This is a genomic window from Variovorax sp. 01T432 (genome assembly GCF_056398605.1).
In genome coordinates this window covers 1-21,486 of the sequence record NZ_JBFTPS010000082.1, presented here as the reverse complement: position 1 = coordinate 21,486, position 21,486 = coordinate 1, and the positions used below count along the sequence as shown (strand labels likewise).

Below are 21,486 nucleotides of genomic sequence, written 5' to 3'. Positions count from 1 at the left end.
CCGCCGGAGCGGCCGGTGCGGCAGCGGGCGCGGCGGCGCCTGCCTTCGCTGTGGTATCGATCCGCGCGATCACCTGGTCGGCGACGACGGTGGCGCCATCGGGCACCACGATCTCGACCAGCACGCCGGCCGAGGGTGCGGGCACTTCCAGCACGACCTTGTCGGTCTCGATTTCGATCAGGGTTTCATCGACGGCGATGGCGTCGCCGGCTTTCTTCTTCCACTGCAGCATGGTGGCTTCGGCCACGGATTCGGACAGTTGGGGGACTTTGACTTCAACGATGGACATTTTCTAGAGGCTCCGGCTTCGTGTTTCTTGTGGAGATGATCGGGTCTTGTTCTACTTGGTCAGCACGAAGCCTTTGAGCTTGGCGAAGGCGCCGTCGACCAGCGCCTTTTGCTGTTCCTGATGCAGGTGCGAATAGCCCACGGCGGGCGATGCCGAGGCGGCGCGGCCCGAGTAGCCGAGCTTCTGCCCCTCGTGCATGTTCTCGTGGATGTAGTGCTGAACGAAGAACCAGGCGCCCTGGTTCTGCGGTTCGTCCTGGCACCACACCACGTCGACGAGATTCGGGTACTTCTTGAGTTCCGCACCGAAGGCCTTGTGCGGGAATGGGTAGAGCTGCTCGACGCGGATGATCGCCACGTCGTCCAGGCCCTTTTCCTCGCGCTTCTTCGCGAGGTCGTAGTAGACCTTGCCGGAACAGGCCACGAGGCGCTTGACCTTGTCGGCCTTCAGTTCCTTGTGGTCTGGAATGACGGTCTGGAAGCTGCCCTTGGTGAACTCGGACAGCGGTGAGGTCGCATCCTTGTTCCGAAGCAGCGACTTGGGCGTCATGATGACCAGCGGCTTGCGCAGATTGCGCACCATCTGGCGGCGCAGCACGTGGAAGATCTGGCTCGCCGTCGTGGGCTGCACGATCTGCATGTTGGCGTCGGCCGCCAGCTGCATGAAGCGCTCCAGGCGCGCCGAGCTGTGCTCCGGGCCCTGGCCCTCGTAGCCGTGCGGCAGCATCAGCGTGATGCCGTTGACCCGACCCCACTTGACCTCGCCCGAGGCGATGAACTGATCGATCACGACCTGCGCGCCGTTCACAAAGTCGCCGAACTGGGCTTCCCAGATCACGAGTGTGTTCGGGTCGTTCGAGGCGTAGCCATATTCGAACGCGAGCACCGCTTCTTCCGACAGGATGGAGTCGATGACGACGAACGGCGCCTGGTTGTCGGCCACGTTCTGCAGCGGCACATAGGTGCCTTCGTCGAACTTCTCGCGGTTCTGGTCGTGCAGGACCGCATGCCGGTGCGTGAAGGTGCCGCGGCCGCTGTCTTCGCCCGACAGGCGCACGGGGTAGCCGCTGGCCACCAGCGAGGCGAAGGCCATGTGCTCGCCCATGCCCCAGTCGACGTTGACGTCGCCCCGGCCCATCGCCGCGCGGTCGTCCAGAACCTTCTTGACCAGCGGGTGCACCGTGAATTTCTCCGGCGCCTTGGTGATGCGTTCGGCCAGGCGCTTCCACTCCGCGGAGGGAATCGCCGTGTCGCCGGCGTCGGTCCACTTCTTGTTGAGGAAGGGGTTCCAGTCGACCGCGTACTTGCTCTTGAAGTTGGTCAGCACCGGGTCCGAGGTGTTCTTGCCCGCATCGAAGGCCGCGCGCTGCGCCTTGACCATGTCGTCGCCGAGCGTCTCGCCCAGGCCTTGCGCGGCCAGCTTGTCGGCGTAGAGCTTGCGCGTGCCGGGGTGCGCCGCGATCTTCTTGTACATCAGCGGCTGCGTGAGCGCGGGCGTGTCCTGCTCGTTGTGGCCGAGCTTGCGGAAGCAGATGATGTCGACCACCACGTCCTTCTGGAATTCCATGCGGAAATCCAGCGCGAGTTGCGTGGCGAGCACCACGGCCTCGGGGTCGTCGCCGTTCACGTGCAGCACCGGCGCATCGATCATCTTCACGATGTCGGTGCAGTACAGCGTCGAGCGGCTGTCGCGCGGGTCGCTGGTGGTGAAGCCGATCTGGTTGTTGATCACGATGTGGACCGTGCCGCCCGTGAAGTAGCCGCGGGTCTCGGCCAGCGCCAGCGTCTCCATGACCACGCCCTGGCCCGCGAAGGCGGCATCGCCATGCACCAGCACCGGCAGCACCTGCTTGCCCTGCGGATCGTCGCGGCGATCCATGCGCGCGCGCACGGAACCCTCGACCACCGGATTCACGATTTCGAGATGCGAAGGATTGAAGGCGAGGCTCAGGTGCACCGGGCCGCCGGGCGTGGTCACGTCCGAGCTGAAGCCCTGGTGGTACTTGACGTCGCCGCTGGGCAGGTCTTCCGGCGCGGTGTGATCGAACTCGGCGAACAGATCGGCCGGCAGCTTGCCGAGCGAATTGACCAGCACGTTGAGCCGGCCGCGGTGGGCCATGCCGATCACGATTTCCTGCACGCCCTTGATGCCGGCCTGGCTGATGAGCTCGTCCATCGAGACGATGAAGCTTTCGCCGCCTTCGAGCGAGAAGCGCTTCTGGCCGACGTACTTGGTGTGCAGGAAGCGCTCCAGGCCTTCGGCGGCCGTGAGGCGCTCGAGCACGTGCTTCTTCTGGTCGGCGTTGAGCTGCGGATTGGTCCGCGCGCTCTCGAACTTCTGCTGCCACCAGCGCTTCTGGCCCTGGTCGCTGATGTACATGTACTCGGCGCCGATGGTGCCGCAGTAGGTTTCGCGCAGCGCGTTGAGCAGGTCGCGCAAGGACATCGTGTCCTTGCCGAAAAAGGTGTTGCTGGTGTTGAACACCGTCTCGAGGTCGGCATCGGTGAAGCCGTAGAACGAGGGCTCGAGTTCCGGAATCGGCGGGCGCTCGGCGCGCTTGAGCGGATCGAGGTCGGCCCAGCGGGCGCCGACGTTGCGGTAGGCCGCGATCAGTTGCTGGACCGCCGTGCGCTTGCGGCCGAGTTCGGAATCGGCGCCGCTGGCCTGTACCACTTTCGTGGTGCCTTGCTTGGCGCGCTCGGCGAAGGCGTTGACGACCGGCAGGTGCGGAACGTCCTTGGTATTGCTGCCGTCGGTCGCGGGCACGTGCTGGAGCGCGTCGAAATACGAGCGCCAGTTGTCGGGCACGCTGCCGGGATTGGAAAGATAGTTCTCGTACATCTCCTCGACATACGGGGCATTGCCGCCGAAGAGGTACGTGTTGCCTTGATAGGCGCTGTAGACCGATGAGGAATCGCTCATATTCCGCTGACCTTGGCTTCCCTGAGGGAAGCATTAGCTGGTTTAAGAAACCTTCCGCGACACGGCTGAACCGATTGGCGGATGCGACTGTGGCTGGGGAAGGGCCTAGTACCTTGACATTGTGCCACGTCAACTATGTGACGGCATTCGGCCGAATAACACCTGGGTGTTCAGCTCTTCACCCGGCACAAGACGCGGCTCAAACTCACCTCGCATGGCGACGCCTTGCTGCCGCCCGTGCGCGCCGCGTTCCAGATGATCGCAACCGCCGCCGCCTCGCTCGGCGAATCAGTGATGGTGGGCGACCTGATCGTCTCCGCGCCGGTCGGGCTGACTTCGCGCCTGCTGACCCGCCACATCGGCGAATTCCTGAGCGCGCATCCGGACGTCAAGCTCAGGCTGATCCCCTCCAACAAGGACAAGGAGGTGTACCTGCCCGGCGTCGACATCTGCCCGCGCTGCGGCACGGGGACGCGCGTCAGTTGCGATAGACGACCCCGGGCAGCACGCACAGCATCTCGAAGGCCAGGTTCGCTCCCACCAGTGCGGTCGTGCCGTGCGGGTCGTAGGGCGGCGAGATTTCGACCAGGTCCGCGCCGACCAGGTCCAGGCCGCGCAGGCCACGGATGATCTCCATACCCTGATGCACGCTCAGGCCGCCGATCTCGGGCGTGCCGGTGCCGGGCGCGAAGGCGGGGTCCAGCCCGTCGATGTCGAAGCTGAGGTAGACCGGCCCGTTGCCGACGCGGGCGACAACCTCCTGCATCAGGGGCACCAGGCTGCGGTGCCAGCACTCCTCGGCCTGCACCACCCGGAATCCCTGCGCGCGGCACCAGTCGAAATCGTCGGCGTGATAGCCGGTGCCGCGCAGGCCGATCTGCACCACGCGATTGCAGTCGAGCAGGCCCTCCTCCACCGCCCGGCGAAAAGGCGTGCCGTGGGCGATCTTCTCTCCGCCCATGGTGTCGTTCACATCCGCATGGGCGTCCACGTGCACGACGCCGATCGGCCCGTGGCGCTTGTGCATGGCCCGCAGGATCGGCAGCGCGATGGTGTGGTCGCCGCCGATGGTGATCGGCCGGCAGCCATTGGCGATGATTGCATCGTACGCCATGGCGATGCGCTCGATCGAATCCATGATGTTGTACGCGTTGGTCGCAACGTCACCGATGTCCGCCACCTGCAGCGAATCGAAGGGCGCGGCGCGCGTCGCCATGTTATAGGGGCGAAGCAGCACCGATTCGCTGCGCACCTGTCGCGGCCCGAAGCGCGCGCCCGAGCGGTTGGAGGTTCCGAGGTCGAAGGGAACGCCCACGAAGCAGGCGTCGAGGCCCACGGACGTCTCCTGGAAGGGCAGGCGCATCATCGTCGCGATGCCCGCGAAGCGCGGCACTGCGTCGCCGCTCAGGGGCTGGTTGAAACGCAGGGGAGAGGGAGGGTCCGACGGGTTCACGGCGTGCTTCATCGAGTAGCGGATGAACAAATCATAGAAGCTCGCGTATCGCGCACGCGGCAAATAATCTCAGCATCAGGGCTTAGATCTATTCCCTCCCCCGTGCCCCGCCCTCACTATGCTGCCAGGCCCCTCGCCTCATGGGTCTGTTCAGGTGATGCAGCAAGGCGCGAGCTTTGTGCCGGTGTGAGGGTTTTTCCTGCCGGGCTGGCGCTTTCAATCATCATATGATTGCCGCGAAGCCCGGTCCGCCGGATCGCAAAACAAGAATGCAGGAGCGAGAGACAAGCATGCAGGCCTCGAATCCAGATGGCTCGAATGGGAGCACGACCGGCGCGACGGAGGTGCTTGTCGTCGCGCCCTTGATGCCCTTCCTGATGGAAGCCCTGCGTGGCGCGTACACGGTGCACGATCGCGTCCATGTGAGCGACCCCGCCGCCTTCGCCGCGGTGGCCCCGCGCATTCGCGCTGTCGTCGCCAATGGCGAGGCCAAGGTGCCGCGCGAGCTGATCGATCGCCTTCCCGCGCTCGAGGTGATTTCGGTGTTCGGCGTCGGCTACGACGGTGTCGACGTTGCGGCCGCGCACGAGCGGGGCATTCCCGTGACCAATACGCCCGAGGTGCTCAACGACGACGTAGCCGATCTCGCATTGGGCTTGCTGTTGTCGATTGCGCGCGGCATTCCGCAAGCCGATCGCTTCGTGCGCGAAGGCCTCTGGCCCCAGGGCCCGATGGCGTTGGGTCGCAAGCTCACCGGAGCGCGCCTGGGCATCGTCGGCATGGGCCGCATCGGTCAGGCCATCGCGCACCGCGCGCTCGCGTTTCGCATGGAGATCTCCTACACCGCGCGTTCGCCACGCCCGGCGCTCCCCTACACCTACTACCCCGATGCGGCCGCGCTCGCGACCGAGGTCGATTTCCTGGTGGTCATCACGCCGGGTGGGGCGGCCACGCGGGGCATGATCGATGCGAAGGTGCTGCAGGCGCTCGGACCTCAGGGCTACCTCGTCAATGTGGCGCGCGGCAGCGTGGTCGACCAGCCGGCGTTGATCGCCGCACTGCAGGCCGGCGTGATTGCAGGCGCCGCGCTCGACGTCTTCGTCAACGAGCCCGATGTGCCCGCCGAGTTGCGCGCCATGCCCAACGTGGTGCTCACGCCGCACATCGGCAGTGCGACCCGGCAGACGCGCGAGGCCATGGGCCAGCTGACCTTCGACAACCTGCGCGCGCATTTCGCGGGCCGGCCCCTGCTGACGCCGGTCGTTTCCTGAAGACGCGATGATCAGGAACGCCCATGGCCACACGGTCGACCTGCTGGGCGAGGCCATCGTTTCCGGTCGCTACAGCGAAGGCGGCATCATTCCCCCGGAGCCCGTTCTGGGCGAGCAGCTCGGCATCAGCCGCACCGTCGTGCGCGAAGCGATCAAGGCCCTTGCGGCCAAGGGAATGATCGTCACGGGCCCCAAGGTCGGCAGCCGGGTGCTGCCGCAGGACGCCTGGAACTGGTTCGACCCGGACGTCATCACATGGCAGGCACGCGTGGGCCTGACGCCGGAATTCCTGCGCGATCTGCAAGACCTGCGGCGCGTGGTGGAGCCTGCCGCGGTGCGGCTCGCCGCCGAGCGGGCCGGCCTTGCCGACATCGCCGAGATCGAGGCCGCGTACGCCGGCATGAAGGACGCCATCGAGAACGGCGGCGACTACGTGACGAACGACCTGCGCTTTCACCACGCGCTGTTGCGCGCCGCGGGCAACCGGATGCTGACCCAGATGAGCAAGGCGCTGGACGCATTGCTTCGCACCAGCTTCGAGATTTCGACCTCGCTCAGCGACGGCCCCGCGCTGTCGCTGCCCATGCACCGCGCGGTGCTCGATGCGGTCAAGGCGCACGAGCCCGCGAGAGCCGAGCGCGCCATCATCAAGCTGATCGACGGCGCGCGTTCCGATATCGAGACGGTGCTTGGCTCGCGCAAGCAGCCTGCGCGTCCGAACCGCACGGGCGCACGACTCAAGACAGCGCGCGCTCGGCCCAGGACGAGCTGAGGCAGCACCAAGACGCAGTTTTCGTTTCCCCCACCTGGCATTCACGCTTTCACAACAAGGAGACAACGCAACATGAAAATCAAATCGCTCATCGCCCCGACGCTGATGGCGCTGGGACTGGTAGCCGCCGGCCACGCGTCCGCGGAGGAAAAACTCACCGTCTGGTGGGTCAAGGGCTTCTACAAGGCCGAGGACGACGCGCTCTTCGCCGCGATCAAGAAATACGAAGCACTGCACAAGGACGTCAAGATCGACCTGTCGCAGTACCCGATCCAGGACATGATTCCGAAGACCGTGTCCGCGCTCGATTCGGGCAGTCCGCCCGACGTCGCCTACGCCGACGTGTACGACTTCCAAGTCACCGGCAAGTGGGCCTACGAAGACAAGCTCGAAGACCTGAGCAGCGTGATCACCCCGATCAAGGCACGCTTCGCGCCCAACACGGTCGAGACCACGTACCTCTACGACGACAAGACCAAGGCCAAGGCCTACTACGCGTTCCCGATCAAGCAGCAGACGATGCACATCGAATACTGGATCGACATGCTGAACGACGCGGGCTTCAAGGAGTCGGACATCCCGACCGGATGGAAGGACTACTGGTCGTTCTGGTGCGACAAGGTCCAGCCGGCCAGCCGCCAGAAGACGGGCAAGCGCACCTTCGGCATCGGCATGCCGATGGGCGTGGACTCGAGCGACTCGTTCTACTCGTTCCTGACCTTCATGGACGCCTACAACGTCAAGCTGGTCGACGACAACGGCAAGCTGCTGGTCGACGACCCGAAGGTCAAGGCAGGCCTGGTGAGCGCGCTCACCGACTACACCGCGCCTTACACCAAGGGCTGCACGCCTCCTTCGTCGACAAGCTGGAAGGATCCGGACAACAACGTCGCCTTCCACAACAAGACGACCGTGATGACGCACAACGCGACGATCTCCATCGCCGCCAAGTGGCTCGACGACATGGACAACGCGACGCTCACGCCCGAGCAGCGCGAAGAAGCCAAGAAGAACTACACCGAGCGCATCCGCACGGCCGGCTTCCCGAACAAGCCCGACGGCAGCAAGATGGTCTACCGCACCGCCGTGAAGACCGGCGTGGTCTTCAAGGACGCGAAGAACAAGGCGCGGGCGAAGGAATTCGTCTCCTTCCTGCTGCAGGAAGAGAACCTCACGCCTTATGTGGAAGGCGCGCTCGGCCGCTGGTTCCCGGTGACGAAGGAAGCACAGGCACGCCCCTTCTGGAAGGCTGATCCGCATCGGCTGTCGGTGTTCAACCAGTACGCCGCCGGGACCGTGACCTTCGAGTTCACCAAGAACTACAAGTTCACCATCCTCAACAACGAGAACGTCTGGGCCAAGGCGATGAGCCGTGTCGTCACCGACAAGGTGCCGGTGGACAAGGCGGTCGACGAGATGATCGAGCGCATCAAGGTCGTCGCCAAATAAGGCTTGCCCCCGGACTGCGCGCACTTCGTGTCGCTACGTCTTCCCCCTTCCGGGGGCAACACCTGCGGGCCGGCGCAGCCGGTTCCGCGGTGTTTCTGGGTTTGAACCGCTGACCACAAGGGGATCGCATGAGCAGCATTACAACCGCCGTGGCCGAAGCGCCACGGCTCCAGCGCAAGGACCGGTGGCAGTTCTGGGGCCGACTGATGGTCGTGCCCTATCTGCTGTTCTTTCTGGTGTTCGTTCTATATCCGGTCTGCTACGGCCTCTGGCTGGCGCGGCACCCGCAGAGCTATGTGCACCTGGTCGAGGATCCGATCTTCTTCCGTTCCGTCATCAACACACTGGTGTTCCTGGTGGTGGCCATCAATATCAAGATGGGCGTCGCGTTGGTGCTCTCGGGCTTCTTCGTGCAGACCCGCTGGTGGATCAAGATCGTCTCGGCGCTGTTCATCCTGCCCTGGGCGATGCCCTCGATCCCGACCATTCTTTCGGTCCGCTTCATGCTGAACCCCGAATGGGGCGTGATCAACACCACCATCTTCCGCCTGACGGGCGCGGACGGGCCGAACTGGCTCAACGACCCCACGCTCGCGCTGACCTTCGCGATGCTGATGCACGTCTGGAAGTCCCTGCCCTTCTGGACGCTGATCCTCGTGGCCGGCCGGCTGGCCATCCCGAGCGAACAGTACGAGGCCGCCTCGGTCGACGGCGCCACCTCCTGGCAGAAGTTCCGCTTCATCAGCTGGCCGGCACTCAAGACGCTCTACCTGACCTCCACCATCCTGTCGATGATCTGGACGCTGGGCGACTTCAACAGCGTCTACCTGCTGACCGGCGGTGGCCCGGCCGACCTGACGCACGTTCTGGCCACATTGGGTATCCGCTATCTGCGCCTCGACCAGGTCGACCTGTCGATGGCTTCGATCGTGGTCGCCATGCCGCTGGTCCTTCCGCTTGTTTACTTCATGATGAAGAGGCTCTCCAAATGAAGCGCTGGACGCCCAAGGCCGTCGCCACCGAGGCCAAGCTGCTGCTCATCGGAATCCCGGTGACACTGTGGACCCTGTTCCCGATCTACCACATGGTGCTGTTCGCCATCTCACCCAGGGACTCGGCAACCTCGGGCCACCTGTGGCCCACGCACCCGACGCTGCAGAACTTCGCGATCGTCTTCCAGGAAAAGCACTTCTATCTCAACCACTTCTGGCGCCAGCTCGGCAACTCGCTGCTCATCGCGGTCTCGGTCGGCGCGCTGACGCTGTTCGTCGCCACCACGGCAGCCTTCGCGATCAGCCGCCTGCGCGTGCCGGGCGGGCGCACGGTGATGAACCTGGCCTTGTTTACCTACTTCATTCCGGCAGCCTTCCTGGCAGTGCCCATGTACAAGACGATGGGCAACTACGGGCTGCTCAACAGCCAGTGGTCGCTGATCCTGGCGATGGTGACCATCGCCTCGCCCTACTGCATCTGGGTGCTCAAGCAGGCCTCCGACAAGCTGCCCTATGAACTCGACGAGGCGGCACGCATGGATGGCGCCTCGCCGATCCAATTGTTTCGCATGGTGTACCTGCCGCTGATGGTGCCCTCGCTGGTCGCCGTCGGCACCTATGCGCTGCTGCTGGCGTGGAACGAATACCTCTTCGCCTTCCTGCTGCTGTCCAAGGACACGAGCGTGACGCTGGCGGTGGCGCTCGGCAACTTCCTCTCGGCGGACGATTCGCCATGGGAGCTGCTGATGACGACGGGCCTCATCTACGCGCTGCCGCCGGCGGCGATCTATTACACCTTCAAACGCTACATGGTCGGCGGCCTCACGGCCGGCGCCGTGAAGAGCTGACACCCGAGGAGGAGAAACACATGGCTTCAGTCACTTTCCGCAATATCCGAAAGTCCTTCGGCAAGGTCGAGATCCTGCGAGGCCTGGGCTTCGACATTGCCGACGGCGAGTTCGTCGTTCTGGTGGGCCCCTCGGGCTGCGGCAAATCCACGCTGCTGCGCATGCTTGCGGGCCTGGAGGACATCAGCGGCGGCGAAATCCTGATCGACGGCCGGGTGGTCAACGACCTCGAATCGAAGGACCGCGACATCGCCATGGTGTTCCAGAGCTACGCGCTCTACCCGCACATGACGGTCGGCGAGAACATGGCCTTCAGCATGCGTCTGCGCAATGCCGACAAGGCCGTGACGGCGGAGCGCCTGGCGAAAGCGGCGAAAATCCTCAATCTCGATCATCTGCTCGAGCGCTATCCGCGCGAACTCTCGGGCGGGCAGCGCCAGCGCGTGGCGATGGGCCGCGCCATCGTGCGCGACCCCAAGGTGTTCCTGTTCGACGAACCGCTGTCGAACCTCGACGCCAAGCTGCGGGTGGCCATGCGCGCCGAGATCAAGGCACTGCACCAGCGGCTGAAGACAACCACCGTCTATGTGACGCACGACCAGATCGAGGCCATGACCATGGCGGATCGCATCGTGGTGATGCACGACGGCATCATCGAGCAGATCGGCACGCCCCTCGAGTTGTTCGACCGCCCGGGCAACCTGTTCGTTGCCCAGTTCATCGGCTCGCCGTCGATGAACATCGTGGCCGGCACGGTGCGTCAGGCCGATGGCCGGCAATGGGTGGATGCGCAAGGCGCGCAGTGGCCGCTTTCGCGCGATGCCCGCGTCGTCGACGGACAGTCCGTGCACTACGGTATCCGGCCGACCGATCTCGTGCTGTCGACGAGCGCGCAGGGCATCGCGGCGCAGGTGGTGGTCGTGGAGCCGACCGGCGCCGAAACCGAGCTGCTTTTGCAGGTGGGGCCGGAGAAGCTGATCGTCGTGATCCACGGCCGTGCGGATGTGGGGCCGAACGACACGGTGCATCTCGCGATCGACCCGGCCAAGTCCCATGTGTTCGACAGCGGCAGCGGCGTCCGCCTCGGCTGAAGCGTTCCGGCGTCATCACGATGGCCCGCCTCTCGGACCCTGAGATCGCGCAGTACCACGCCGAGGGCTACGTGGTGCCGCAGTTCAGCCTGCCCCCCACGCGGGTGGCGCGAATGCGCGAGGCGCTCGATGCGTTGATCCGCGCGAACCCGGGCGTGCGCCCCGAGAAGCTGGTTTCCGCCCACATCGAGGGCGACAACGGCGAAGGCGTGCGCGGCAACCGGCTGTTTCTGGAACTGGCGATGGACCCCGACATCGTGGAACTCGTGTCCGGCGTGATCGGGGAGGACGTGATCCTGTGGGGCTGCCATGTGTTCTGCAAGCCGGCGGCCGAAGGCTACGAAACGCCATGGCACCAGGACGGCCACTACTGGCCGATCCGGCCGCTGGCCACCTGCACCGTCTGGGTGGCGCTCGAGGAGTCTTCCATCGAGAACGGCTGCCTGCGCGTGATTCCGCGCTCGCATCGCGACCGGGTGCTGCATCCCCACCTCCACGAAGACCGCACCGACCTCACGCTGAACCAGCGCATGGAGGCGGGCAGCTTCGACGAGGCCAGTGCGGTGGATCTGGAGTTGCGGCCGGGCCAGATGTCGCTGCACGACGTCTATATGATCCACGGCGCCAAGGCCAATACGTCGACACGACGCCGCACCGGCGTAGCGCTGCGCTACATGCCGGCGACTTCGGTGTTCGAGCGTGATCTGAGGCCGGCCGAGGGCAAGACCGGCCTGGCGGTCAATTTCGCGCAGCGGCCCTTGTGGCTGCTTCGCGGCATCGACCGCAGCGGGCGCAACGACTTCGAGATCGGGCACCGCAGCCAAACGCCGAGATAAGCTGCCAACCGTTGGCCGCCAACGCGGACCTAGGGTAAACCCTATAATGGGCACCGGCGCGTGAATCACATGCGCATTCACCTAGGAGAGCATCTTGGTTTCAAACGATCTCGCGCTGGACGGCTATCTCAATTCGCGCGCCCAGGGTTCAGGCTTGGCTTCGTACGTTCGAACCCTGGCCTCCAGCTTCTTCGTAGCAAGTCCCCTGCCAGTGGCAGCCGCCGTCCCGGTGTCGCGCAAGGCAGAGGCCGAGGCCCTCCGGGCGATTGCGTGGAAGTACGACGCTTCGGACCGCGGATTTGCCGACGACCTCTACGCCGCGGCGGATCGTCACGAAGGCATCGCCTGAGTTCGGTTCGAGCGCCGATCTGAGGGACTGGGTTGTCCCTCAGGTCGGAGCCCCTCATGAAGAGGCAGGGCCGCTCTTCATGAATATATGTTCGTCTATGATGCGGCGGTGAAGCCCAAAGACGACGAAAAGCTCCGCGCCATTGCCAAGGCGACATTCACGCTGGTCGAGCAGACCGGCCTGAGTGGTCTCACCATGGCCGCCATCGCGCGCGAAGCAGGCCTGGCCACCGGCACGCTGTACGTCTACTTCAAGTCGAAGGAAGAACTGCTGGTCGCGCTCTACGAGCAGGCCAAGACCGAAACCGCGGCCAGCCTGATGCAGGGCGACGACCCTGCGGCGCCCTTTCGCAGCCGCTTTCAGCGGATGTGGTCGAACTGGCTGGAGCACCGCCTGACCCACTATGCCCAGGTGGTGTTCCTCGAGCAGTACTACAACTCGCCATGGTTCAGCGAGGCCAGCCGCAACCTGTCGGCCCGCCTCATCAAGGACTGGGTCGATCTGATCGAAACAGCGAAGGCTCGACAAATCCTCAAGGACGTACCGACACCCATGCTGATCAACAGCTTCGGCGGCTCGGTGCGCGAGACCGCGAACATGCTGCGGTCCGGCGCCTTGACACACACCGATGCCCATCTGGCGATGGCATTCGGCCTGTGCTGGGACGGCATCAAGGCCTGACCGGCTTGACCGGATCCATCGACAGGGCTATCGTTTAACCGAATCAATGTTCACCAAAAGGAACTCGCAATGAGCACGCTCAACATCAACGGGCAGGAACGTCAGGTCGATGTCGACCCGTCCACCCCCATTCTCTGGGCGCTGCGCGATACGCTCGGCATGACGGGCACGAAGTTCGGTTGCGGCGCGGCCTTGTGCGGCGCCTGCACGGTGCACCTCAACGGCCAGGCCATCCGTTCGTGCGTGACGCCGATCTCCGCCGCGGCGGGACAGAAAATCACGACGATCGAGGCCGTCACCGGCGGCGGCGACAAGGTCGGCAAGGCGGTGCACGAGGCCTGGGTCAAGCATGACGTGGCGCAATGCGGTTACTGCCAGAGCGGCCAGATCATGTCGGCCACCGCATTCCTGAAGACCGTCCCGCGCGGCAAGCTGCCCACCGACGCCGAGATCGACTCGGCCATGGCCGGCAACATCTGCCGCTGTGGCACCTATGCGCGCATCCGTGCCGCGATCGGCGATGCCGCCAAGACGCTCGCCTGAAGGACAAGACATCATGCATTTCGATCAGACCACTTTCGAGCTGCCCGCGAACCTGCGAGGGCTGTTGGCACCGGAGCGCGGTGTCGCCGCGTCCGAGGGCCTGCCGCGGCGCAGCTTCCTGAAGCTGACGGCGATCAGCGGCTTCGCGCTCGGCGCGTTTCCGCTCGGCGCGATGGCGCAGCAGGACGACACCAAGCATGCCGGCCTGAAGCCGCTGCAGCAGCCGTCGGCCTTCGTCCACATCGACAAGGACGGCACCACCACCATCACGATCAACCGGCTCGACTTCGGCCAGGGCGTGCAAACGTCTCTGCCGATGATCCTGGCGGAAGAACTCGACGCCGACTGGTCCAAGGTCAAGAGCGCGCACGGCGGCAACGACCCGGCCTATGTCGACCCGGTCTTCGGCATGCAGATCACCGGCGGCTCGGGCTCGATCGCGCATTCGTACACGCAGTACCGCGAGCTCGGCGCCCGCACCCGGGCGATGCTGGTCAGCGCCGCCGCGGCGCGGTGGAAGACCGATGCGTCCGGCCTGCGCACCCGGGACGGGGTCGTCACCGGCCCCGGCGGCAAGCAGCTGAGCTACGGCGAACTGGCCGAGGCCGCGATGAAACTGCCGGTGCCCGAGTCGGTCAGGCTGAAGGACCCGAAGGAGTTTCGCCTGATAGGCAAGGCCACCGGCCGGCTGGACGCGAAGGCCAAATCCAGCGGACATCAGGATTACGGCATCGACGTCCGCCTGCCCGGCATGCTGACCGCGGTGGTTGCGCATCCACCGGTGTTCGCCGCGAAGCTGAAGTCGCTCGACGACAGCGCGGCGAAGGCCGTGAAGGGCGTGAAGGCCGTGCTGCGCGTTCCGCTCGATCGCGGCGGTGAAGGCGTGACCGTGATCGCCGATGGCTACTGGCCCGCCAAGCAGGGCCGCGATGCGCTCAAGCTCGAATGGGACACGAGCGGCGTCGAGAAAGTCGACAGCGTGAAGCAGCTGGCGCAGTACCGCGAACTGGCGACGAAGCCGGGTCCGCGCAAGTTCGACGCCGATGTGTCCGGCCTGGCGAATGCCACGAACAAGATCGACGCGGAGTTCGTGTTCCCCTACCTGGCGCACGCGCCGATGGAGCCGCTCAACTGCACCGTCCGCGTCACCGGTGACAAGGCCGAGCTGTGGCTGGGTTCGCAGATGCCGGGCTTCGACGGCCTGGCCGCATCCAAAGTGCTGGGCGTGCCGCCGCAGAACGTCACGATGAATGTGCAGATGGCCGGCGGCGGCTTCGGCCGGCGTGGAATTCCGAGCAGCGACTACGTGGTCGAGGCCTGCGCCGTCGTGAAGGCGGCGCAGTCGGCCGGCATCACCGCGCCGATCCGCACGCTATGGAGCCGCGAGGATGACATCAAGGGTGGCTACTACCGGCCCATGCATGTGCACACCGCGAAGATCGGCTTCGACGCGCAAGGCAAGATCGCGGCGTGGGACCACGTGATCGTCGGCCAGTCCATCATGGCCGGCACGGCGTTCGAATCGATGATGGTCAAGGACGGCATCGACGGCACGGCCACCGAAGGCATGCGCGAACCGTACGCGATTCCGATGCGGCTCACGGTGCACCACCCCAAGGTCAACGTGCCGGTGCTCTGGTGGCGCAGCGTGGGCTCGACGCACACCGCCTTCGTGATGGAGACGCTGGTCGACGAGGTCGCCCGCGCCACGAAGCAGGACCCTGTGGCCTATCGCATGAAGCTGATCGGCGACGATCATCCGCGCCACAAGCTCGCGCTGCAGCTGGCGGTCGACAAGTCCGGCTATGGCAAGAAGACGCTGCCCGCGGGCCGGGCCTGGGGCGTGGCTGTGCACGAGTCGTTCAACTCGGTGGTCGCCTACGTCGTCGAGGCCTCGGTGCAGGACGGCACGCCAACATTGCACAGCGTGACGGCCGGCGTGCATTGCAACCTCGTGGTGAACCCGCGCAGCCTGGAAGCGCAGGTCCAGGGCGCCGCGCTGATGGGCCTGTCGATGTGCCTGCCAGGCGCGGCCATCACGCTGAAGGACGGTGCGGTGGAGCAGGGCAACTTCGGCGATTTCGCCGTGCCTCGCATCACGGCCATGCCGCAAATCGCCGTGCACACGGTGCCCAGCGCCGATGCGCCGACCGGCATGGGCGAGCCGGGCCTGCCGCCTCTCGCGCCAGCGTTCGCGAATGCGGTGGCGACGCTCACCGGCAAGCCCTTGCGCGAACTGCCGTTCAAGCTGGCCTGACGGCACTCGCAGGAGACCGGCCCGCTGATCGCTTGGCGCGGCCGGCCCGTCAAGCTATTGTTTGCGCCGCGCGCGGGTAAATTCTGACGCGTTCGCTCGCCGCTGCGCCCATGATGGGCGCAGCGGCCTGCCAGCCCCTACCCAAACCACCAGGAGACAACGATGGCAAACGAAAGCAATCCGTTCGGCGATCTGACGAAGATGATGCAGCAGTTCACCGTCCCGGGGCTCGACATGGGGGCGATCATCGAGTCGCGGCGCAAGGACATGGAGGCGCTGGTCGAAGCCAACAAGGCGGCCTACGAGGCCATGCAGGCCTTGGCGCGCAAGCAGAGCGAGATCATGACGCAGGCCATGCAGGGGATCCAGGAGTCGGCGAAGGGACTGGTCGCCAGCGCATCCGATCCCGCCAAGCAGGCAGAACTGGTGCGCGGCGCCTACCAGAAGGCGATCGCCGACATGACGGACCTCGCGGAGATGGCCCGCCAGTCGCAGGTGGACGCCATGGCCGGCATCACGGAACGGGCCACGCAGAGCATGGAAGAAATGAAGAAGCTGATGCAGCCCAAGTAGCGCGGGTCGCCGTTGCGCATGACAATCCGACCGCATGAGCAGCCGCATCCATCCCCTCGCCGGCAAACCGGCGCCCGCGACCATCCTCGTGGACATCCCGAGGCTCGTCACCGCCTATTACACGGGCGTTCCCGACCCCGGCGTCGCGGCTCAGCGCGTCGCCTTCGGCACCTCCGGGCACCGGGGGTCGTCATTCGAGCTCTCTTTCAATGAAGCGCACGTGCTGGCGATCACCCAGGCCATCTGCCAGTACCGCTCGCTCCAAGGCATCGACGGGCCCCTGTTCCTCGGCATCGACACGCACGCGCTGTCCGAGCCCGCCTGCGCGAGCGCGCTTGAGGTGCTGGCCGGCAACGGCGTAGAAGTGATGCTCGCCGAGGGCGACGAGTACACGCCCACGCCGGCGATCTCCCGCGCGATCCTGGTGCACAACCGCGGACGCGCCGACCATTCCCCGGGGCTGGCCGACGGCATCGTCGTGACGCCTTCGCACAATCCGCCCGACAGCGGCGGCTTCAAGTACAACCCGCCCAATGGCGGACCGGCCGACCAGGGCGTGACCGGGTGGATCGAACAGACCGCCAACGCCTTGCTCGAGAACAAGCTGGCCGGCGTGAAACGCCTGAGCCATTCTCAGGCGCTGCGGGCATCGACGACGCATCGGCACGACTACCTGGGGGCCTATGTCGCAGAACTCGGCGACATCATCGACATGGATGCGATCCGCGGGGCGGGGCTGCGCATCGGCGTGGACCCACTCGGCGGCGCCGGCGTGCGCTACTGGCCGCGCATCGCGGAGCGCTACCGTCTCGACCTCAGCACCGTCAACGAGGCGGTCGACCCCACCTTCGGCTTCATGACGGTGGACTGGGACGGCCGCATCCGGATGGATCCGTCATCGCCTTATGCGATGCAGCGGCTGCTCGACATCAAGGACCGGTTCGACATCGCCTTCGCCTGCGACACTGACCACGACCGCCATGGCATCGTCACTCCGCAGGCCGGCTTGCTGCCGCCGAACCACTATCTGTCGGTCATGATCGACGACCTGTTCCAGCACCGGCCCCAGTGGGGCGCCAAGGTGGCGGTGGGCAAGACGGTGGTCAGCACGCGGCTGATCGACCTCGTCAGCGCGCGCCTGGGCCGGCGACTGTACGAAGTTCCGGTCGGCTTCAAGTGGTTCGCCAGCGGTCTGCAGGACGGCTCGCTCGGTTTCGCCGGCGAGGAAAGCGCGGGTGCGACCTTCCTGCGCCGTGACGGCCGCGCCTGGACCACCGACAAGGACGGCATCGTGCCGGCGCTGCTGGCGGCCGAGATGACGGCGCGCGGCGGGCGCGATCCGGGCGAGCTGTACGCGGGACTTGCACGCGAGTTCGGCGAACCGGTGGCAGACCGCGTCGAGGCGGCGGCGACCCCGCAGCAGAAGAAGAAGCTCGGGGCCCTGTCCCCCCAGCATATCCAGGCGAGTCAACTCGCCGGGGAGCCGATCACGAGCATCCTCGACAAGGCACCCGGCAACGGCGCGCCGATCGGCGGTATCAAGGTGAGCACGCAAAGCGGCTGGTTTGCCGCGCGCCCCTCGGGCACCGAAGACATCTACAAGATCTACGGCGAGAGCTTCAGCGGCGCGGCCCACCTGCAACGCATCCTGGCCGAAGCGCAGGCCATCGTCGATCGGGCGATTGCCTAGCGGATCAGCGCCTGGAAATCCCTGAAGGCCGGGTGCTCCGCCGTGCGCAGCCACTCGAAGCCGACCATTTCGGTGGTGACGAGTTCGGCGCCGGCGCCCGCCAGCCGGTCGAAAGCCGCGTCGCGGTTGCGTTCGGTCCGCGAACTGCAGGCGTCGGTCACGACCCACACTTCGAATTCGTCCTCGAGCAGGTCGAGCGCTGTCTGCAACAGGCACACATGCGCTTCACAGCCGGCCATCACGATGGTGTTGCGCTCTTCGACGGCGGCGGCCTTCTGCAAGTGCTTCGGCAGGCTTCGGGCGTTGCCCTGGGGCGCCTTGGCCGGTGCCCGCAACCATTCGCCGAGACCTTCTTCTGCCCCGCTGAAGTGCATCTTGGCCAGCGTGCGCTGGCACAGGGCCCGGATCTCGGGCAGGTTCTCGCCCAGCTTGGACGGGTTCTGCTCGGTGCCCCAGATCGGAACATTCACCAGTTGGGCGATCTTGCCGAGGCGAACGGCGTTCTTCGAGACGGCGTCGGCCTCCAGGATCGCGGGCATCAGGCGCGCCTGGTAGTCGACCAGAACCAATTGGGATTGCGATGCGTCTAGCAGCATGGGTGAGCGTCTTTCGGGAATTCGGCAGGGGCTAGACCGTACCACCGAACAGATCGCATGGAGTGGATTGGGCCGCCGCCGCGCCCGATTCGCCCGCCGGGGCGGGAAGTCAATGGAACGCCAGACTTGCGGCCGTTCCGGTGGATTTCGCGGCGGTCGATACAGCACCGAGCGCCTCGCTGGAAGGATCGAAGCCCGAGCTAAGCAGGTGGAGCGCCAGCGCGGCATCCATCGACTGGACATGCTTGAGATACCAGCCTCTCAACTGGTGAGCCATCTCACGCACCTGGAGAAGCTTGCCTTCGCGCGCCTGCAACAAACCTTCTCGCATAACCGAGAGAACGACGCGGTGCTGGATGGTGTGATCCTTCTGCAGGGAGTAGCCGGTCGACTTCATCCACCGGTCCTGGCAACCGAAGTTCTCGGCGGCGCATTCCACCAGTTCCTGCCAGGCCGCGGCCAGCGCGGCATCGTCGGCCTTGTCCACCAGGCCCAGTCGGTCCACGAAATGTCGATGGGCCTCGTCCATGAACGGCAATTCGAGGGTGGCGGAGTTGGGGGCTTGCATGGCGGCCATCTGATTTCCTTGCTGGAAGAAGACAAGGACAAGGCTATCCATGGTCGATGCCGGATGATTTGACATGACGCAACCATTGCGCAGGCCGCGCCGATATCGACGCGCCTTTCGCATCCGGCCCGTCAAGACGGCGAGCGCTCAGTCGGGCAGCAGCCTGATCAGCTTTCCATCGGACTCATCCGTCAGGATGTAGAGCAGTCCGTCAGGCCCTTGCTTGACGTCACGGATCCGCGCGCGGCCCTCTTCCAGCAGCTTGTGCTCGGCCACGACCTTGCCGTCCCTGAGTTCGATGCGGTCGAGATAGCCGAACTTCAGCGAACCGACGAAAAGATTGCCCTTCCAGGCGGCGCCGTAGCGATCGCTGGACAGGAAAGCCATGCCGGAAGGCGCGATCGAAGGCACCCAATAGTGCAGGGGCTGCTCCATTCCCTCCTTGTGCGTGATGCCGTCCCCGATCTTTCCCCCGCCGTAGTTCTCGCCGTACGTGATGACGGGCCAACCGTAGTTGCGGCGGGGCAGCGGGATATTGATCTCGTCACCGCCTTGCGGGCCGTGTTCCGTCATCCAGAGCTGCCCATCGGGGGCGAGCGTCGCGCCTTGGCCGTTGCGGTGGCCGTAGCTCCAGATCTCTGGCAGCGCGCCCGCCCGCCCGACGAAGGGGTTGTCCGTGGGGATCTCGCCATCCTTCCCGATGCGGACGATCTTGCCCAGATGGTTGTCGAGCTTCTGCGCATCCTCCTTGCGGCTGAAGCGCTCGCCGAGCGTGAGAAAGAGATTGCCGTCCCTGGCTTCGACGATCCGGCAGCCGAAATGATTGCGGCTGACGACCTTGGGGCGCTGGCGGAAGATGACCTTCACGCCTTCGAGGCGGCTGCTGTCGCCCGACAAGCGGGCGCGCGCAAGCGCCGTGCCATTGCCTGGGCCGCCTGCTTCAGGTTCTGAATAGCAGAAATAGAAGGCGCGGCTGCGTTCGAAATCCGAATCCACCAGCACGTCCAGCAGTCCGCCCTGTCCTCCCGCCGCGATGGCGGGCAATCCCTCCAAGGGGGCGCTGAGCTTGCCGTCCGCGCTGACGATGCGAAGGCGGCCGGGACGTTCTGTGACCAGAAATGCCCCGCCAGGCAGAAAGCCCACGCCCCATGGATTCTCGAGCCCCGACGCGACGACTTGAGGACGCGGAGCGGCCGATGCGAATCCGACGGCCCCAAACGCACCCAGCAACAGGCCTGTCAAGGCCAGCACGCCACGCCGTCTTGTGTTGGAGAGCAACTTCATGCACTTCCTTTCAACTCTGACGATTGTTTTACCCGCCGCCACTTGCAAGCTCGATTCAAAACCTTTCGTTCTACATTTGGCGAACCGCTTATCCGCCATAACATTGAACTTTACATATTCACGAATAAGGAAACAAAAAAATACTAGGCGCGACAAGGACTTACAGGCAAAATCGCGAGTCCGCATGAAATTGACACCGCACGGTGTCGTCCATATCCTACGCGCCATGCGACTATTTCTCCTTCCCGTCTGCCTCCTGCTCGCTATCGCCGCGCATGCCGCGCCGCAGGTGGATCAGGACACTGACCGTCCGCCAGTTGCCGACAAGAGTTTGATCGGCCAGTTCCAGCAGGTCCGACAGACAGTCGTCGATCGAACTTCCAACCTCGTGGTCACTGCCATCGGTTTTCTCGGCGTGCCCTATCGCCGTGGCGGCAACAACGCCGAAACCGGCTTCGACTGCAGCGGCTTCGTGCGTGCGATGTACGACAAGACGGTCGGCCACGTGCTTCCACGCCGCGCCGAAGAGCAAGCGGCCGCCACGCAGAAGATCGATCGCAGTGAGCTCAAGCCCGGCGACCTCGTGTTCTTCAACACCATGCGCCGCGCGTTCAGCCATGTCGGCATCTACGTCGGCGACGGCAAGTTCATCCATTCCCCCAAGCCCGGCGCAGAGGTCCGCGTCGAAGACATGAGCGTGAGCTACTGGCAGCGGCGCTTCAGCGGCGCGCGCCGCGTGCCGGCCGCGCAGGGCGAAGTCTCGGGCACCACGGGCGATTGAGTCGCACCCTGCCCCATGAAAAATCCCGCCAGTCGGCGGGATTTTTCATGGGGGTAGCGGCATCTGGCCGCCACGAGGAACTAGCGCTTCACCGGTGGCAGGTCCGTGCAGCTGCCGTGCGCGGCTTCCGCCGCGAGGCCGATGCTCTCGCCCAGGGTCGGATGCGGGTGGATCGTCTTGCCGATGTCGAAGGCATCGGCACCCATCTCGATTGCCAGCGCGATTTCTCCGATCATGTCGC

22 protein-coding genes are annotated in these 21,486 nt (G+C 65.2%); 14 read left to right on the top strand and 8 right to left on the bottom strand.

The features are described 5' to 3' along the window. The 4 genes from AC1DNF_RS33495 to speB all read right to left on the bottom strand — a co-directional run. The coding region (locus AC1DNF_RS33495) for a biotin/lipoyl-containing protein (protein ID WP_478152978.1) at positions 1–289 on the bottom strand (289 nt) is incomplete at its 3' end. Positions 290–340: 51 nt separating this feature from the next. Next, a complete protein-coding gene (locus AC1DNF_RS33490) occupies positions 341–3,211 on the bottom strand; it encodes a 2-oxoglutarate dehydrogenase E1 component (protein WP_478152976.1) in 2,871 nt (956 codons plus the stop codon). A gap of 170 nt (positions 3,212–3,381) precedes the next feature. Continuing rightward, positions 3,382–3,570 (bottom strand): hypothetical protein, encoded by a 189-nt coding sequence (locus AC1DNF_RS33485; RefSeq protein ID WP_478152974.1) that lies wholly within the window; start codon positions 3,568–3,570, stop codon positions 3,382–3,384. 119 nt (positions 3,571–3,689) lie between these two features. After that, positions 3,690–4,637: an agmatinase gene (gene speB / locus AC1DNF_RS33480; RefSeq protein WP_478152983.1), complete on the bottom strand. Its 948-nt coding sequence runs from the start codon at positions 4,635–4,637 to the stop codon at positions 3,690–3,692. Between the two features lie 317 nt (positions 4,638–4,954). Here speB and AC1DNF_RS33475 point away from each other — a divergent pair, with 317 nt between their 5' ends. The 13 genes from AC1DNF_RS33475 to pgm all read left to right on the top strand — a co-directional run bounded on the left by AC1DNF_RS33475 (position 4,955) and on the right by pgm (position 18,016). Beyond that, positions 4,955–5,935, top strand: coding sequence for a 2-hydroxyacid dehydrogenase (locus tag AC1DNF_RS33475; protein WP_478152972.1), 981 nt, complete (start codon positions 4,955–4,957; stop codon positions 5,933–5,935). A gap of 7 nt (positions 5,936–5,942) precedes the next feature. Continuing rightward, positions 5,943–6,707 carry a FadR/GntR family transcriptional regulator gene (locus AC1DNF_RS33470; protein WP_478152970.1) on the top strand — a complete coding sequence of 255 codons (765 nt, stop codon included), beginning with the start codon at positions 5,943–5,945 and terminating at the stop codon, positions 6,705–6,707. Between the two features lie 72 nt (positions 6,708–6,779). Further along, positions 6,780–8,156 carry an ABC transporter substrate-binding protein gene (locus tag AC1DNF_RS33465; protein ID WP_478152968.1) on the top strand — a complete coding sequence of 459 codons (1,377 nt, stop codon included), beginning with the start codon at positions 6,780–6,782 and terminating at the stop codon, positions 8,154–8,156. Between the two features lie 128 nt (positions 8,157–8,284). Next, positions 8,285–9,148 carry a carbohydrate ABC transporter permease gene (locus AC1DNF_RS33460; protein WP_478152967.1) on the top strand — a complete coding sequence of 288 codons (864 nt, stop codon included), beginning with the start codon at positions 8,285–8,287 and terminating at the stop codon, positions 9,146–9,148. After that, positions 9,145–9,996 (top strand): carbohydrate ABC transporter permease, encoded by an 852-nt coding sequence (locus AC1DNF_RS33455; protein ID WP_478152966.1) that lies wholly within the window; start codon positions 9,145–9,147, stop codon positions 9,994–9,996. The genes AC1DNF_RS33460 and AC1DNF_RS33455 overlap by 4 nt, the downstream gene beginning before the upstream one ends. A 20-nt stretch (positions 9,997–10,016) precedes the next feature. After that, positions 10,017–11,087, top strand: a complete 1,071-nt coding sequence (locus AC1DNF_RS33450; RefSeq protein WP_478152965.1) for an ABC transporter ATP-binding protein — start codon at positions 10,017–10,019, stop codon at positions 11,085–11,087. A gap of 20 nt (positions 11,088–11,107) precedes the next feature. Next, a complete protein-coding gene (locus tag AC1DNF_RS33445) occupies positions 11,108–11,923 on the top strand; it encodes a phytanoyl-CoA dioxygenase family protein (protein WP_478152964.1) in 816 nt (271 codons plus the stop codon). Positions 11,924–12,017: 94 nt separating this feature from the next. Further along, complete coding sequence (locus tag AC1DNF_RS33440) at positions 12,018–12,272, top strand: hypothetical protein (RefSeq protein ID WP_478152963.1); 255 nt, start codon at positions 12,018–12,020, stop codon at positions 12,270–12,272. Positions 12,273–12,380: 108 nt separating this feature from the next. Next, the gene (locus AC1DNF_RS33435) at positions 12,381–12,953 is read left to right on the top strand and encodes a TetR/AcrR family transcriptional regulator (RefSeq protein WP_478152962.1); all 573 of its coding nucleotides are present in this window, start codon (positions 12,381–12,383) and stop codon (positions 12,951–12,953) included. A gap of 69 nt (positions 12,954–13,022) precedes the next feature. Further along, entirely contained in the window at positions 13,023–13,496 is a 474-nt protein-coding gene (locus tag AC1DNF_RS33430) for a (2Fe-2S)-binding protein (RefSeq protein ID WP_478152961.1), read from the top strand. A 13-nt stretch (positions 13,497–13,509) separates the two neighbouring features. Next, complete coding sequence (locus AC1DNF_RS33425; RefSeq protein ID WP_478152960.1) at positions 13,510–15,753, top strand: xanthine dehydrogenase family protein molybdopterin-binding subunit; 2,244 nt, start codon at positions 13,510–13,512, stop codon at positions 15,751–15,753. A gap of 162 nt (positions 15,754–15,915) precedes the next feature. After that, positions 15,916–16,326 (top strand): phasin family protein, encoded by a 411-nt coding sequence (locus tag AC1DNF_RS33420; protein WP_478152959.1) that lies wholly within the window; start codon positions 15,916–15,918, stop codon positions 16,324–16,326. A gap of 34 nt (positions 16,327–16,360) precedes the next feature. Beyond that, on the top strand, positions 16,361–18,016 hold the full coding sequence (gene pgm / locus AC1DNF_RS33415) for a phosphoglucomutase (alpha-D-glucose-1,6-bisphosphate-dependent) (RefSeq protein ID WP_478152958.1): 1,656 nt from the start codon (positions 16,361–16,363) through the stop codon (positions 18,014–18,016). On the opposite strand, the gene AC1DNF_RS33410 is transcribed toward pgm, so the two are convergent. From AC1DNF_RS33410 to AC1DNF_RS33400, 3 genes are all read right to left on the bottom strand, one after another. Then, positions 18,013–18,612 (bottom strand): isochorismatase family protein, encoded by a 600-nt coding sequence (locus AC1DNF_RS33410; RefSeq protein WP_478152957.1) that lies wholly within the window; start codon positions 18,610–18,612, stop codon positions 18,013–18,015. The genes pgm and AC1DNF_RS33410 overlap by 4 nt on opposite strands. Before the next feature lie 109 nt (positions 18,613–18,721). Beyond that, positions 18,722–19,189: a bacteriohemerythrin gene (locus tag AC1DNF_RS33405; protein ID WP_478152956.1), complete on the bottom strand. Its 468-nt coding sequence runs from the start codon at positions 19,187–19,189 to the stop codon at positions 18,722–18,724. Between the two features lie 138 nt (positions 19,190–19,327). Beyond that, complete coding sequence (locus AC1DNF_RS33400; RefSeq protein WP_478152981.1) at positions 19,328–20,464, bottom strand: PQQ-dependent sugar dehydrogenase; 1,137 nt, start codon at positions 20,462–20,464, stop codon at positions 19,328–19,330. Positions 20,465–20,690: 226 nt separating this feature from the next. Here AC1DNF_RS33400 and AC1DNF_RS33395 point away from each other — a divergent pair, with 226 nt between their 5' ends. Then, positions 20,691–21,245, top strand: coding sequence for a C40 family peptidase (locus AC1DNF_RS33395; RefSeq protein ID WP_478152955.1), 555 nt, complete (start codon positions 20,691–20,693; stop codon positions 21,243–21,245). 80 nt (positions 21,246–21,325) lie between these two features. Here AC1DNF_RS33395 and AC1DNF_RS33390 read toward each other — a convergent pair. Beyond that, positions 21,326–21,486 (bottom strand): hypothetical protein (locus AC1DNF_RS33390; RefSeq protein WP_478152980.1); only part of this gene is annotated, 161 nt, incomplete at its 5' end.

What these genes read in the sequence shown, in the direction of transcription:
- AC1DNF_RS33445 (WP_478152964.1), top strand. Translation starts at nt 11,108, where the DNA reads ATGGCCCGCCTCTCGGACCCTGAGATCGCGCAGTACCACGCCGAGGGC.
- AC1DNF_RS33475 (WP_478152972.1), top strand. Translation starts at nt 4,955, where the DNA reads ATGCAGGCCTCGAATCCAGATGGCTCGAATGGGAGCACGACCGGCGCG.
- AC1DNF_RS33455 (WP_478152966.1), top strand. Translation starts at nt 9,145, where the DNA reads ATGAAGCGCTGGACGCCCAAGGCCGTCGCCACCGAGGCCAAGCTGCTG.
- AC1DNF_RS33430 (WP_478152961.1), top strand. Translation starts at nt 13,023, where the DNA reads ATGAGCACGCTCAACATCAACGGGCAGGAACGTCAGGTCGATGTCGAC.
- AC1DNF_RS33400 (WP_478152981.1), bottom strand. Translation starts at nt 20,464, where the DNA reads ATGAAGTTGCTCTCCAACACAAGACGGCGTGGCGTGCTGGCCTTGACA.
- AC1DNF_RS33395 (WP_478152955.1), top strand. Translation starts at nt 20,691, where the DNA reads ATGCGACTATTTCTCCTTCCCGTCTGCCTCCTGCTCGCTATCGCCGCG.
- AC1DNF_RS33470 (WP_478152970.1), top strand. Translation starts at nt 5,943, where the DNA reads ATGATCAGGAACGCCCATGGCCACACGGTCGACCTGCTGGGCGAGGCC.
- AC1DNF_RS33460 (WP_478152967.1), top strand. Translation starts at nt 8,285, where the DNA reads ATGAGCAGCATTACAACCGCCGTGGCCGAAGCGCCACGGCTCCAGCGC.
- AC1DNF_RS33465 (WP_478152968.1), top strand. Translation starts at nt 6,780, where the DNA reads ATGAAAATCAAATCGCTCATCGCCCCGACGCTGATGGCGCTGGGACTG.
- pgm (WP_478152958.1), top strand. Translation starts at nt 16,361, where the DNA reads ATGAGCAGCCGCATCCATCCCCTCGCCGGCAAACCGGCGCCCGCGACC.
- AC1DNF_RS33450 (WP_478152965.1), top strand. Translation starts at nt 10,017, where the DNA reads ATGGCTTCAGTCACTTTCCGCAATATCCGAAAGTCCTTCGGCAAGGTC.
- AC1DNF_RS33410 (WP_478152957.1), bottom strand. Translation starts at nt 18,612, where the DNA reads ATGCTGCTAGACGCATCGCAATCCCAATTGGTTCTGGTCGACTACCAG.
- AC1DNF_RS33420 (WP_478152959.1), top strand. Translation starts at nt 15,916, where the DNA reads ATGGCAAACGAAAGCAATCCGTTCGGCGATCTGACGAAGATGATGCAG.
- AC1DNF_RS33490 (WP_478152976.1), bottom strand. Translation starts at nt 3,211, where the DNA reads ATGAGCGATTCCTCATCGGTCTACAGCGCCTATCAAGGCAACACGTAC.
- AC1DNF_RS33485 (WP_478152974.1), bottom strand. Translation starts at nt 3,570, where the DNA reads ATGTGGCGGGTCAGCAGGCGCGAAGTCAGCCCGACCGGCGCGGAGACG.
- AC1DNF_RS33425 (WP_478152960.1), top strand. Translation starts at nt 13,510, where the DNA reads ATGCATTTCGATCAGACCACTTTCGAGCTGCCCGCGAACCTGCGAGGG.
- AC1DNF_RS33405 (WP_478152956.1), bottom strand. Translation starts at nt 19,189, where the DNA reads ATGGCCGCCATGCAAGCCCCCAACTCCGCCACCCTCGAATTGCCGTTC.